Genomic DNA, 12,694 nt, shown 5'->3' on the forward strand with positions numbered 1-12,694 from the left:
TGATAGCGTCCGGATCAGCCGGGCGGACTGGTCCCGGACTCCACCACGATGAAGTGAGGGACACATGCATCCGTTCACCCGGCGACAGCTGCTCGCCGCGGGCCTCGGCACCGCGGCACTCGGCGGCCTCACCGCCTGCTCCACGCCCGGCACCGTCTCGGTCAACGCCGGCGCGGCGATCCCGGCGGCCGACGGGCCGATCCGGCTCCAGTACTGGGCCTGGCTCAAGGACCTGCAGAAGGTCTGCGACGTCTGGAACGCCTCGCACCCCGAGGTCCAGGTCGACGCGGTCTGGATCCCCGGCGGCAACGCCGGCGGCTATCAGAAGCTCTACTCGGCCCTCGCGGCCGGCGGCGGGCCCGACCTCGGCCAGGTCGAGATGCGCTCGCTCCCCGAGTTCCTGCTCGTGAACGGCCTCGTCGACCTCAACCGCTACGGCGCCGAGGACTACGCCGACCGCTACGACCCGACCCTCTGGGGCCAGGTCAGCTACACCGGCGGCGTCTACGGGATCCCGCAGGACAGCGGCCCGATGGCGCTGTTCTACCAGCCGGAGATCTTCGACAGCGTCGGCGCCGAGACGCCCACCACCTGGGACGACTGGGCCGCGGTCGCGACCGAGCTGCGCGGCGTCGACTCCTACATCGACTGCTTCCCGCTCGCCGACGCCTCCGTCTTCGCCGCCTTCGCGACGCAGGCCGGCGCGCAGTGGCTGAAGGCGGAGGAGGACGGCTGGGTCATCGACATGACCGACGAGGCCACCACGAAGGTCGCCTCCTTCTTCGACTCCGCGATCGACCAGGACCTGGTCGAGGTCGGCTACGGCGCCTACTCCCCCGCCTGGTTCGCGGCCGCCGCGAACGGCGGGATCGCCTCCTGCACGACCGCGAGCTGGGGCGACGCCCTCATCGAGGGCGTCAGCGGCGGCGCGGGCAAGTGGCGTGCGGCGCCGATGCCGGTCTGGGAGGGCACGGGCTACGGCTCGAGCTTCCTCGGCGGCTCGACGGCCGCGGTCTTCGCGAACAGCAAGCACCCGAAGGAGGCGCTCGAGTTCGCCGTCTGGATGACCACCACGCAGGAGGGCATCGACGCGATGATCGCCAACAGCGGTATCGGCTGGTCCCCGGCGGTCGGCGAGATCGGCTCGGTTCGGAAGGGCCCGAGCGAGTTCTTCAGCGGTCAGAACTACAACGAGGACGTCTTCGTCCCCGCCGCGACGGAGCAGAACCCGGACTGGTCCTGGTGGCCGGTCACGCAGCAGTCGTTCAACATCCTCAGCGACGGCTTCCGCAAGAAGGCGTCCGGGCTCTCCCTCGTCGACGCCGTCGCGCAGGCGGAGCAGCAGATCATCACGGTCTTCCAGAACAAGGGCCTCAGCATCAGGAAGGCCTCCGCATGACCACCACGACCTCCCCCGCCGCCGCCGCGGTCGCCGCCACCTCGAAGGCGCCCGGCGCCTCGAAGCGGAGCCGCTCCGTCACCCGCGCCCCGTGGATCCTGCTGGCGCCGTTCCTGGCGCTCTTCGTCCTCACCTTCATCATCCCGATCGTCGTCGCCATCGGCTCGAGCTTCACGAAGGTGACCCGCTCGGGCCTCTTCGGCGAGGCGGGCGTGACCAGCGGCTTCGCCGGCTTCGACAACTACGCGCAGGCCCTCGCCGACGGCAACTTCATCGCCTCGATCGGCCGGATGTTCCTCTTCGGCATCGTGCAGGTGCCGATCATGATCGCGCTGTGCACGGTGCTCGCGCTGATGCTCGAGTCCGCCTCCGCGCGCTTCCCCGGCTTCTTCCGCGCCGCGTACTTCCTGCCCTACGGCGTCCCGGGCGTCATCGCCACGATCCTGTGGTCCTTCCTCTACGTGCCCGGGCTCAGCCCGATCATCGACGCGGCGAACGTGGTCGGCCTCGACCCCGACTTCCTCGGCGCGAACTCGGTGCTCTGGTCGATCGCGAACATCTCGCTCTGGAGCTACACCGGCTACAACATGCTGATCATCGTCGCTCAGCTGAAGTCGATCCCGGTCGAGCTCTACGAGGCCGCGAAGGTCGACGGGGCCTCCACCTGGCGGGTCGCGCGGAGCATCCAGCTCCCGCTGATCCGCCCGGCCCTCGTGCTCACGACGATCTTCTCGATCATCGGCACGCTCCAGCTGTTCGCCGAGGCGCAGGTGCTGAAGACGGTCGCACCCGCGATCGACAGCCAGTACACGCCGAACCTCAGCGCGTACACCACCGCCTTCGCCTACAACGACTACAACGTCGCCGCCGCGCAGGCCGTGCTGATCGCGCTCGTCGCGTTCGCCCTCTCCTTCACGTTCCTCTCGATCTCGAACAGGAAGTCCTCATGAGCACGACGGAGCGCGCCACCGCCGATGCGCCCACGACCACCGGCATCGTCACCGCAGAACGGCCCGCGAAGGCCGGCCGCGGCCCCGACCGCTCGGCCGGACGCAACCGCGCCTCGACGATCATCGTCACCGCGATCCTCGTCGTCGTCGCGATCTACTTCCTGATCCCGGTCTACTGGGTCGTCGTCGCCGCGACGAAGACCACCGGCGACCTCTTCGCCACCTACGGCTTCTGGTTCGCGCCGACCTTCGCGCTCTGGGACAACCTGGGCCAGGTGCTGACCTACGACGGCGGCATCTTCGTCCGCTGGTTCCTCAACTCCGTCCTCTACGCCGGCGTCGGTGCGCTGCTCGCGACCTACCTCGCGGCCGCGGGCGGCTACGCGCTGGCGAAGTACGAGTTCAAGGGCAGCAAGCTCGTCTTCGGCACGATCCTCGCGGGCGTCCTCGTCCCCGGGACCGCCACCGCGCTCCCGCTGTTCCTGCTCTTCAGCCAGATGGGCATCGCGAACACCTACTGGAGCGTGCTGATCCCCTCGCTGGTCTCGCCGTTCGGCCTGTTCCTCTGCCGGATCTACGCGCAGGCGACGGTCGACACCGCGATCATCGAGGCCGCCAGGATCGACGGCGCGAGCGAGCTGCGGATCTTCCACACCCTCGGGCTGCGGATCCTCACCCCGGCGCTGGTCACCGTGTTCCTCTTCCAGCTGGTCGGGATCTGGAACAACTATTTCCTCCCGCTCGTGATGCTCTCGGACACCGAGCTCTTCCCGATCACCCTCGGCCTGAACAACTGGCTCAGCCAGGTGGACCGGCTGCCCGAGTTCTACGAGCTCACGACCGGCGGCGTCCTGCTGTCGATCATCCCGCTCGCCATCGCCATGATCGTGCTGCAGCGCTTCTGGCGCGGCGGCCTGACCGAAGGATCCGTCAAGTGACCCTCGCCCCGACGTCCCCCCACTACCTCGCCGACACCGGCCCCGGCTCCGGCCGCCGCCGCGCCGCCCGCTCGTGGCTGCACACCGACGCACCGACGCTCTCGCTCGACGGGGACTGGCGCTTCCGCCTGCTCCCCGCCGCACCGGGCACGCCCGGCGGCGCCGATGCGCTGCCCGAGGGCGAGGGGGTGGACGACGTCGGGGCGGAGTCCTTCGACGACTCCGGCTGGGACGTGCTGCCCGTCCCGTCGCACTGGGTCCTCCAGGGCGACGGGCGCTACGGACTCCCCGCCTACACGAACGTGCAGTTCCCCTTCCCGACCGAGCCGCCGTTCGTCCCGGACGAGAACCCGACCGGCGACCACCGCCGCAGCTTCGAGCTGCCGGAGTCCTTCGCCGGCGCCGAGGCGGTCGTGCTCCGCTTCGACGGCGTCGAGTCGCGCTACCGCGTCTGGGTCAACGGCGTCGAGATCGGCATCGGCTCGGGCAGCCGGCTCGCGCAGGAGTTCGACGTCACCGAGGCGGTGCGGCCCGGCGAGAACCTCGTCGTCGTCCGCGTGCACCAGTGGTCCGCCGCGAGCTACGTCGAGGACCAGGACCAGTGGTGGCTGCCGGGGATCTTCCGCTCGGTCCACCTGATCGCCCGCCCGGTCGGCGGCGTCGAGGACGTCTTCGTGCGCGCCTCCTTCGCCGCCGGCGCGGGCCGGATCGAGACCGAGCTGACGGCGGAAGACGCGGCCTTCCCGGTCACCCTCCGCGTCCCCGAGCTCGGCATCGAGACGGTCTGGGCGAGCGCCGTGGAGGTCGCTCCGATCGAGGTGCCGGCCGTCGAGCCGTGGTCGGCGGAGGCACCCCGCCTCTACGACGCCGAGGTCGCCTCCTCGGGCGAGACGGTCTCGCTCCGCCTGGGCTTCCGCACCGTCGAGATCCGCGGCGACCGCTTCCTGGTCAACGGCGAGCGCGTCGTCTTCCACGGCGTCAACCGCCACGAGACGCACCCCGACCGCGGCCGCGCCTTCGACGAGGACTTCGCCCGCGCGGACCTCGCGATGATGAAGCGGTTCAACGTCAACGCGATTCGCACCAGCCACTACCCGCCGCACCCGCGCCTGCTCGACCTCGCCGACGAGCTCGGCTTCTGGGTGATCCTCGAGTGCGACCTCGAGACCCACGGCTTCGAGCGCTACGGCTGGAAGGGCAACCCCAGCGACGACCCGGCCTGGCGCGAGGCGTACCTCGACCGGATCGAGCGCACCGTCGAGCGCGACAAGAACCACCCGAGCATCGTGATCTGGTCGCTCGGCAACGAGGCCGGCACCGGCGCGAACCTCGCCGCCATGTCGTCCTGGGTGCACGGCCGCGACCCCGAGCGCCCCGTGCACTACGAGGGCGACTACACCGGCGCCTATACCGACGTCTACTCGCGGATGTACTCGTCGATCCCCGAGACCGAGCAGATCGGCCGCGACGACTCGCGCACGCCGCTGCTCGGCTGCTCGGCCGGCGAGTCGGCGCGCCAGCGCTCGAAGCCGTTCCTGCTCTGCGAGTACGTGCACGCGATGGGCAACGGCCCCGGAGCGATCGACCAGTACGAGGACCTCGTCGACCGCTACCCGCGGCTGCACGGCGGCTTCGTCTGGGAGTGGCGCGACCACGGTCTGCGCGCCCGCACTCCCGAGGGCGTCGAGTACTACGCCTACGGCGGCGACTTCGGCGAGGTCGTGCACGACGGCAACTTCGTGATGGACGGCATGGTCCTCTCCGACGGCACGCCGAGTCCGGGGCTGTTCGAGTGGAAGCAGATCGTGGCGCCGGTGCGCGTCACGGTCGAGGCGGACGCCGTGCTGGTCGAGAACCGCCGGCACGACGCCTCGACCGCCGACCTGCGCTTCGCGTGGCGGGTGGAGCTCGACGGCAGGGTCACCGCGGAGGGCGTGCTCGACGCTCCCGCGATCGCGGCCGGCGACTCCGCGCGCCTGGCGCTGCCCACCTTCGACGTGCCGACCGGCGGCGAGGCGTGGCTGACCGTCGACGCGGCGCTCGCGTCGAGCACCGTCTGGGCCGAGGAGGGGCACGTGATCTCCACCGGTCAGCGCCGTCTCTCCGCGCTCGCACCGATCCCCGCTTGGGCCCGCTCGCCCCGCGGCGGCGCCTCCGTCGAGGGTGCTCTGGGGTTCGCGAGCTTCCGGAACGGCCGGCTCACCGCGCTGGCCGGGCTGGCGGTCGACGGACCCCGCGCCGAGCTCTGGCGCGCCCCGACCGACAACGACGAGGGCGACGGCTTCCCCGGGTACACGGAAGGTGACCCGCGCGCCGGCAACGGCAACGGCGTGCCCGCGCCGTCCTCCGCGTCGCGCTGGCGCGAGGCGGGACTGGACCGGCTGGTGGGCCGGGTCGAGTCGGTCGACACCTCGTCGGGGGTCCGCCGGCGCACCCGCTGGTCCGCCGCCGATCTCGACGCGGCGCTCCTCGTGGAGGAGCACTGGAGCCTCGACGGCGACGCGGTCGTCCTCCGGGTCGATCTGGTGCCGACCCGCGGCTGGGGCTCGGTCTGGCCGCGGCTGGGCATCCGGCTCGACCTCCCGGCGTCGGTCGACGGCGCGGAGTGGTTCGGCACCGGACCGCGGGAGTCGTATCCCGACAGCATGCGCGCGACCAGGGTCGGCCGCTTCTCGGCCGGCATCGACGAGCTGAAGACGGAGTACGCACGCCCGCAGGAGAACGGTCACCGCAGCGCCGTCCGCGAGCTCGTCCTCAGCGAGGGCGGGTCCGCTCGTCTGCGCATCGAGGCGGCAGCCGACCTGCACGGCCGGCTCCCCGGCTTCACGCTCGCGCGCCACACCGCGCACGAGCTGACGGCCGCAGGCCACCCGCACGAGCTGCCCGCGTCCACCCGCTCGGTGCTCACGATCGACGCCGCCCAGCACGGCCTCGGCTCGCGCGCCTGCGGCCCGGACGTCTGGCCCGACTTCCAGCTGCGCCCGGAGGCCCGCACCATCCTGCTGCGCTTCACCGCCGCCGGCTGACGTCCCCTGCTGATCGAGTAGCCCGCGGAGCGGGCGCATCGAGATCCACCCTCCGGACGACGGTGGGTCTCGATACGCCCTCCGGGCTACTCGACCAGCAAGAAGGGTGCCGGCTCGTCGAGCTCAGCCGACGCCCTCTTCCGGACATGTCCGCAAGCGGCGCTTGCGGCGCGCGGGCCCGACTCCGGACACTGGGGACTGCCTGGTCGGCGCAGACGACCACTCGGGGCGACCCGAACCCTCCCCGAGTGGTCGGGACCCTTCTCGGCACCTGGGCCGGGAAGCCCGGACCGGAGCCGCGCCGCTACACCTCGGCCGGTCCCTCCGGGGCCGCCCGGCCCTCCTCCGCCGACCAGGCCGCTCCCAGGGCGAAGAGAGTCGGAGCGCCGTAGTGCTCCATCGCGGCGGAGATGCGGCGCCGCCCCGTGCGGGGGTTGATCCCCAGCCGGTGCGACGCCGTCTCGAGAGTGAGGCCCGTCCGCATCAGCCGGAGCAGCGACGTCCAGCTCTGCTCGGCCGCATCGACCGGCAGCGCCTGCCGCCACAGCTGCTCGAAGTAGGCGCTGACGAGTCCGGCGAGCGCCTCGTGCCGCACGCCCAGCACGCTCGTCGGCCGGGTCTCGCCCCACTCGAACGGCACGGCCAGGTACTCGCCGTCGACCCAGAACCAGCTCGGCATCGCCTCGAGCAGGCGGTACTCCACCCCGGCCTTCTGGTACGCCTCGATCCGCGCGAGCACCCGCGGGTCCCGGACGCCCTCGGCGGGGATGATGACCCGGACCCGGTCCTTCGCCGCCAGCGCCTCGCCGAAGCGCAGCGCCCGCTCGGTCGGCGGGTCGAGGAAGCGCTGCACGTCCGGGAGCACCGCGATCAGCGTCCCGGAGTCGCTGCGGACGAGGTCGAACCAGAGGTCCTCCGAGGCGTGCGGCCCGTGGCGCAGCAGCGTGGGGACGAGATCGTCCGCGGCGGCGCCGACCGACCACGCTCCGAGCAGCGAGGGCAGGTCGCCGACGAGGCGCTCGATGCCGTCCAGCGCCTCGAGCGTGGCACGGCGAGCCGCCACGGTGTGCCGGAGGACCGCGTCCGCCGCCCAATCGGCGGGCGGGACGTAGGCGATCTCCTCGCCCTCGCCGCCGAGGAGCCCGAGGGCGCGGAACCGGTCGACGGCGATCCGCACGTCGGCCGGCGCCAGGTGGACCAGCTCCGCCGCCGCCGCGATCGTCCGGGGACGACCGCGATGCAGCGCCGCGATCAGACTGTCGTCACGCACCGGGCGCGGCGCCTCACTGCTCCGTCGGGTGCGGGAGCGGTCCGCCGATGAGCAGGTCGTCGTTCTCGCGGCGACGGCGCAGGACGACGGCCGTCACGAGTCCGGCGATCAGCAGCGCGACGAGCACGCCGGCGCCGATGGTGAGGCCGACCCCGGCCGAGAGGCCGCCGGTGCTGGCGGCCGCGGGTGGCACGGCGCCGGCCTTGGCGGAGGTGATCGCGATGCCGCAGACCTGCGCGGCGTCGGGAGCCGTCGCGGTGGAGCCCTCCGCCGGATAGGCGACCGTGACCGCGGCGGTGCGCTTGCTGACCGACCCGACCGCGACGATGCAGTAGACCTCGGCCGTGGGCTCCGCGACGACGGCCTCGCCGAGGTCGAGGTCGGACCACCCGAGCGCGTCGACGCGGACCGCGAGGTCGCCCGCCGCGAGGTCCGCCTGGACGCCGGCGGTCGTGTACGCGCCGACGGTGACGCTCTCGACCGGGCCGAAGCCCCAGACCGCGCCGCGCGGCATGGCCGCCTCGGAGCTGGAGGCCTCGCGCGGCTCGACGAGGATCCCGGGAGCGGAGGAGGCGATCAGAGCGAACGTCGTGGTCGCCGACGAGCCGCGGTCACCCGAGATCGTCACCGTGTAGGTGCCGATGGAGAGGAGCGCGGCGGTCGGCACGGTGGCCGATCCGGTGCTGGTCGTCTCGCCGTCCTGGCGGTTCTCGACGGTCAGCGGGGTCTCGGTGCCGGCCGGCGCCTTGAGCGTCGCGGTGGCGTTCTCCTCGCGCTGGAATCCGGCGTAGGCGACGCCGACTCCGTAGAAGCGGGCCAGATCGACGGTGAGCGCGCCGGGGTCGACGCCGGCGTCACGGGTGAGGAACACCGAGACGGCGGGACCGCCGGCGGTCTCGGTCCCGGGCACGGGAGCGGCGGCGGGGTCGCCAGCGGAGGTCGAGAGCAGGGTCCGGCCGGGCGCGGAGGCGCGGGGCGGCGTCGCGCCGGCCTCGGTGGTCGCGGTGCCGCCGGTGCTGCCGCCGCCACTGCCCGAGCCGCCGGCGGGCGACTGCTGTGTCTGCCCACCGCCACCGGTGGTCGGCTGCTGCTGCGGTTGGGAGGGCTGCTGGGGCTGGGAGGGCTGCTGGGGCTGGGACGGCTGCTCCGGCTGCGACGGCTGTTCGGGCTGGGACGGCTGCTCCGGCTGCGACGGCTGCTCGGGCTCGGACGGCTGCGACGGCTGCTCGGGCTGCGACGGCTGCTCCGGCACGCTCGGCACCTCCGGCTGCGACGGCTGCTCCGGCAGACTCGGCACCTCCGGCTCCGAGGGCTGCGCCGGCTCCGACGGCTGCTCCGGCTCGGAAGGCTGCTCCGGCTCCGACGGCTGCGCCGGCTCCGAGGGCTCCTCGGGCAGGCTCGGCACGTCCGTCGACTCGGCCGCGGTGGTCGCGGTATCGCCCGGAAGCGTCTCCGCGTGGGCCGACGCCGGCAGCGCGAGCCCCGCGATGAGCAGGGCGAGCGCGAGCGCGGAGGCCGTGGAGCGGCGACGCTGCTTCAGCAGACGCTGTCGAGTCATGGAAGTTCCTCCCCCGCGAGACGCCGAACGCACCCCGAACGCGGGGAGCGAGCCTCCCCGTGAAGAGACTATGCGCGAACCGCGAGCACTCGCAGGCACTCCGGTCCCCCATCCGAGGGGCCTTCTACAACATTCGCATCACGGCGGAGTCCCGCCGTCGCGCTGCCGTCAGGCGCGCTCGAGCAGGGCTCGACGCAGGCGGTCCGGCTCGACCTGCCAGTAGGTGTGCACGCGTCCGTCGATCAGGACGACCGGGATCTCCTCGACGAAACGCTCGTGCAGCTCCGCGTCGTCGAGGATCGAGGCCTCGGCGAGCGAGACGCTCGGAGCGCCGGGCACGTCCGCGAGCTCGGCGAGGACCTGCTGGACGACGGCGCGGGCGTCGTCGCAGAGGTGGCAGCCGGGCTTGCCCACGAGAGTCAGTGCCACATCCACGTGACCACTGTAGCCGCGGCCACCGCGCGGGACCCGGGACGGAGCGACCCCATAGACGCAGACGAGCGCCCGACCCCAGAGGGGCGGACGCTCGAAGGGTGAAGAGGCGCGAGCCTACTTCTTGTTGCGACGCTGGTGACGAGTCTTGCGAAGCAGCTTGCGGTGCTTCTTCTTCGCCATACGCTTGCGACGCTTCTTGATGACAGAACCCACGAAGACCTCACAACGTTCAGGGGGTCGACCGCCCGACGGACGGCCGCTTACGAAAAACTGGCTCCCGCGAGCTTACACGACGCGGACACCGACGAGGATCCGCGCCGTCGCGCCACCCCTGGCGGCGACCGACGTTGCCTCACTTCCGGATGCGCAGCGCCCCCGCGACCTTCGTCGCTCCCTCGCTCACGCCGCGCTGGATGTCCTGCACGACCGCGGTGACCTGGTGGGTGCGCTCCGCGAGCGCCCGCCCGAGCGACTCGGCCCGGGCGGCGGCGGCCGCGTCGAGCACGGCGGCGCCCTCGTCGGCCTCGTCCGCCGCGCCGAACGGCAGCAGCCAGTCCTCGACGGCGACCAGCGGCCCGTACTGCAGTGCGTAGATGCGGTGCTGCCCGCTCTCACGGACGGTGACGAGCCCCGCCTCGCGCAGCACCTTGAGGTGCTTGGACACCGTCGGCTGGCTGAGCTCGAGCTTCGCGACGATGCGCGAGACGCTCATGCCGCCGGCGCCCCCGGAACCCTCGACCCGCTGCTCCAGGAGGAGCGAGAGGATGTCGCGGCGGGTGCCGTCCGCGATCACCGCGAAGATGTCAGCCATCCCCCCAGGGTAGTCAGCGCCCTCCGCCGCGGGCAGGGTGTCCCCCGTGCGTATGCCGGGCGGCGCATGGTGTCCGGGCGCCCCGGGAGCCGACCGGCGAGCGGGTAGCATGGCCGCGATCGAGTGGAGGGCCCGCCGTGGTGGTTCGGCAGCAGTTCCGCAGCCCCGTGGGCGTCTCGCCGGCCTCGCCGTGGTCGAGCTTCGCCCGGGCCCGCGACCTCGTCGACGACTTCGCCGGCCGCTCGCCGTCGCGCTTCGCGATCATGATCTTCTCGGGCCTGATCCTCGTCTTCACCCTGCTCTTCTCGCTGCCGGTGTCGAGCACGACCGGCACCGTCACTCCGCTGCACGACGCCTTCTTCACCGCGATGTCGGTCATCTGCGTCACGGGCCTCGCCACGGTCGACATGGCGACGCACTGGTCCGCGTTCGGCCACTCGATCGTCTTCATCGGCGTGAACATCGGCGCCCTCGGCGTGCTGACGCTCGCGTCGATCATGGGTCTCGCCATCTCGCGCCGCCTCGGGCTCCGCGCGAAGCTGATGGCCGCGAGCGACTCGAACCCGCTCCGCATCCACTCCGGTCCCGTCGCCGAGGGCCAGGCCGTGCGCCTCGGCGAGATCGGCGGTCTGCTCGCGACGGTCGCCATCAGCGCGGCGATGATCGAGATCGTGGTCGCCCTGCTCCTCTTCCCGCGGATGCTGATCGACGGGATCCCGATCGGCGAGGCGATCTGGCACTCCTTCTACTACTCCGCCATGGCGTTCACGAACACCGGCTTCGCGCCCAACGCCGCCGGCCTCACGCCGTTCGAGGACGACTACTGGTTCCTCGGCATCCTGATGATCGGCGTCTTCCTCGGCTCGATCGGCTTCCCGGTGATCTACGCCTTCTCGCGCGGCTGGCGGCGCCCGCGCAAGTGGTCGGTGCACGTGAAGCTCACGCTGGTCACCTCGCTGATCCTGCTCGTCGCGGGAGCGGTGCTCTACATCGTGCTCGAGTTCGACAATCCGACGACCTTCGGCACCCTCGACGCCGGCGACACCGTCTTCCAGTCCTTCTTCCTGTCGACGATGACGCGCTCGGGCGGCTTCTCGACCATCTCGATCCCCGATCTCAACGGCTCCAGCCTGCTCGTCACGGACATGCTGATGTTCATCGGCGGGGGCTCGGCCTCGACCGCGGGCGGCATCAAGGTGACGACGCTCGCGATCCTCTTCCTCGCGGCGTTCGCCGAGGCGCGCGGCAACAACGACATGGAGGCGTTCGGCCGCCGGATCCCCAACGACGTGCTGCGCCTCGCGGTCTCCGTCGTGCTCTGGGGAGCCACCACCGTCGCCGTCTCGTCGGTCCTGATCCTGCACATCACCAAGGCGCCGCTCGACCACGTCCTCTTCGACGTGGTCTCGGCGTTCGCGACCTCCGGTCTGTCGACGGGGCTCACCGCCGAGCTGCCGACCTCCGGCGTCTACGTGCTGGCGCTGACGATGTTCATGGGCCGCGTTGGTACCGTGACTCTCGCTGCCGCGCTCGCCGCGAGCCAGCGCAGGCAGTTGTTCAGACGACCGGAAGAGAGGCCCATCGTTGGTTGACCGCATCAGGTACGACGCCCCGGTGCTGGTGATCGGCCTCGGTCGCTTCGGCGCCGCGACGGCCGGCCAGCTCGACCGGCTCGACCGCGAGGTGCTCGCGATCGACGCCGACGCCGGGCTCGTGCAGAAGTGGTCGGAGCGGGTCACCCACGCGGTCCAGGCCGATGCCCGCTCGCTCGACGCCCTCGCCCAGATCGGCGCGCAGGACTTCCAGGTCGCCGTCGTCGCCGTCGGCTCCTCGATCGAGGCGTCGGTGCTGATCACCGCGAACCTCGTCGACCTCAAGATCCCGCAGATCTGGGCCAAGGCGATCTCGCGCTCGCACGGCAAGATCCTCGAGCGGATCGGCGCGAACCACGTGATCTACCCGGAGGCCGAGGCGGGAGAGCGCGTCGCGCACCTGGTCTCGGGCCGGATGCTCGACTTCATCGAGTTCGACGACGACTTCGTGCTGGCCAAGATGTACCCGCCGAAGCCGATCCGCGGCCTGACCCTCACCGAGTCGGGCGTGCGCCGCAAGCACCGCGTCACCGTCGTCGGCGTGAAGAGCCCGGGCAAGCCCTTCACCTACGCGACCGAGCAGACCGTCGTCTCGAACCACGACCTCATCGTCGTCAGCGGCACCCCCACCGACATCGAGCGCTTCGCAGCCCTGGGCTCCTGACCCCTCCCGCGAGATGCCACTTATGAGCTCCCGTCACGGCGTGTCGGGCTC

General features: G+C 71.9%; 11 protein-coding genes. 6 read left to right on the plus strand and 5 right to left on the minus strand.

Going from position 1 to position 12,694, the window contains the following annotated elements:
- The first annotated feature begins 64 nt into the window (after positions 1-64).
- Genes MT353_RS06310 through MT353_RS06325 form a run of 4 tightly spaced genes read left to right on the plus strand, consistent with a single transcriptional unit; the run spans position 65 to position 6,313 of the window.
- Complete coding sequence (locus MT353_RS06310; RefSeq protein ID WP_243598296.1) at positions 65-1,399, plus strand: ABC transporter substrate-binding protein; 1,335 nt, start codon at positions 65-67, stop codon at positions 1,397-1,399.
- A complete protein-coding gene (locus tag MT353_RS06315; protein ID WP_123732826.1) occupies positions 1,396-2,349 on the plus strand; it encodes a carbohydrate ABC transporter permease in 954 nt (317 codons plus the stop codon). Before MT353_RS06310 ends, MT353_RS06315 begins: the two co-directional genes overlap by 4 nt.
- The gene (locus tag MT353_RS06320; RefSeq protein WP_123705362.1) at positions 2,346-3,287 is read left to right on the plus strand and encodes a carbohydrate ABC transporter permease; all 942 of its coding nucleotides are present in this window, start codon (positions 2,346-2,348) and stop codon (positions 3,285-3,287) included. The genes MT353_RS06315 and MT353_RS06320 overlap by 4 nt, the downstream gene beginning before the upstream one ends.
- Positions 3,284-6,313 carry a glycoside hydrolase family 2 TIM barrel-domain containing protein gene (locus MT353_RS06325; protein ID WP_243623879.1) on the plus strand — a complete coding sequence of 1,010 codons (3,030 nt, stop codon included), beginning with the start codon at positions 3,284-3,286 and terminating at the stop codon, positions 6,311-6,313. Before MT353_RS06320 ends, MT353_RS06325 begins: the two co-directional genes overlap by 4 nt.
- A 304-nt stretch (positions 6,314-6,617) precedes the next feature.
- Here the strand turns inward: MT353_RS06325 and MT353_RS06330 are convergent, their stop codons facing one another.
- The 5 genes from MT353_RS06330 to MT353_RS06350 all read right to left on the minus strand — a co-directional run bounded on the left by MT353_RS06330 (position 6,618) and on the right by MT353_RS06350 (position 10,387).
- Positions 6,618-7,583 carry a hypothetical protein gene (locus MT353_RS06330; RefSeq protein ID WP_243615967.1) on the minus strand — a complete coding sequence of 322 codons (966 nt, stop codon included), beginning with the start codon at positions 7,581-7,583 and terminating at the stop codon, positions 6,618-6,620.
- Positions 7,584-7,596: 13 nt separating this feature from the next.
- Entirely contained in the window at positions 7,597-9,141 is a 1,545-nt protein-coding gene (locus MT353_RS06335; protein WP_243623880.1) for a hypothetical protein, read from the minus strand.
- Between the two features lie 168 nt (positions 9,142-9,309).
- Positions 9,310-9,576, minus strand: coding sequence for a glutaredoxin family protein (locus MT353_RS06340; protein WP_243623881.1), 267 nt, complete (start codon positions 9,574-9,576; stop codon positions 9,310-9,312).
- 114 nt (positions 9,577-9,690) lie between these two features.
- Entirely contained in the window at positions 9,691-9,789 is a 99-nt protein-coding gene (locus MT353_RS06345) for a 30S ribosomal protein bS22 (RefSeq protein ID WP_003792170.1), read from the minus strand.
- A gap of 139 nt (positions 9,790-9,928) precedes the next feature.
- A complete protein-coding gene (locus MT353_RS06350; protein WP_123736765.1) occupies positions 9,929-10,387 on the minus strand; it encodes a helix-turn-helix transcriptional regulator in 459 nt (152 codons plus the stop codon).
- A gap of 167 nt (positions 10,388-10,554) precedes the next feature.
- Here MT353_RS06350 and MT353_RS06355 point away from each other — a divergent pair, with 167 nt between their 5' ends.
- Positions 10,555-11,979: a TrkH family potassium uptake protein gene (locus MT353_RS06355; RefSeq protein ID WP_374204698.1), complete on the plus strand. Its 1,425-nt coding sequence runs from the start codon at positions 10,555-10,557 to the stop codon at positions 11,977-11,979.
- On the plus strand, positions 11,972-12,643 hold the full coding sequence (locus tag MT353_RS06360; RefSeq protein ID WP_123446620.1) for a TrkA family potassium uptake protein: 672 nt from the start codon (positions 11,972-11,974) through the stop codon (positions 12,641-12,643). Before MT353_RS06355 ends, MT353_RS06360 begins: the two co-directional genes overlap by 8 nt.
- Positions 12,644-12,694: the final 51 nt, after the last annotated feature.

Origin of the sequence: Rathayibacter sp. VKM Ac-2927 (genome assembly GCF_022815525.1) — a bacterium.
Classification (GTDB): Bacteria; Actinomycetota; Actinomycetes; order Actinomycetales; family Microbacteriaceae; genus Rathayibacter; species Rathayibacter festucae.

Excerpts from the sequence above, each read along its gene's own strand:
- MT353_RS06310 (WP_243598296.1), top strand. The coding sequence starts at position 65 with ATGCATCCGTTCACCCGGCGACAGCTGCTCGCCGCGGGCCTCGGCACC.
- MT353_RS06315 (WP_123732826.1), top strand. The coding sequence starts at position 1,396 with ATGACCACCACGACCTCCCCCGCCGCCGCCGCGGTCGCCGCCACCTCG.
- MT353_RS06320 (WP_123705362.1), top strand. The coding sequence starts at position 2,346 with ATGAGCACGACGGAGCGCGCCACCGCCGATGCGCCCACGACCACCGGC.
- MT353_RS06335 (WP_243623880.1), bottom strand. The coding sequence starts at position 9,141 with ATGACTCGACAGCGTCTGCTGAAGCAGCGTCGCCGCTCCACGGCCTCC.
- MT353_RS06350 (WP_123736765.1), bottom strand. The coding sequence starts at position 10,387 with ATGGCTGACATCTTCGCGGTGATCGCGGACGGCACCCGCCGCGACATC.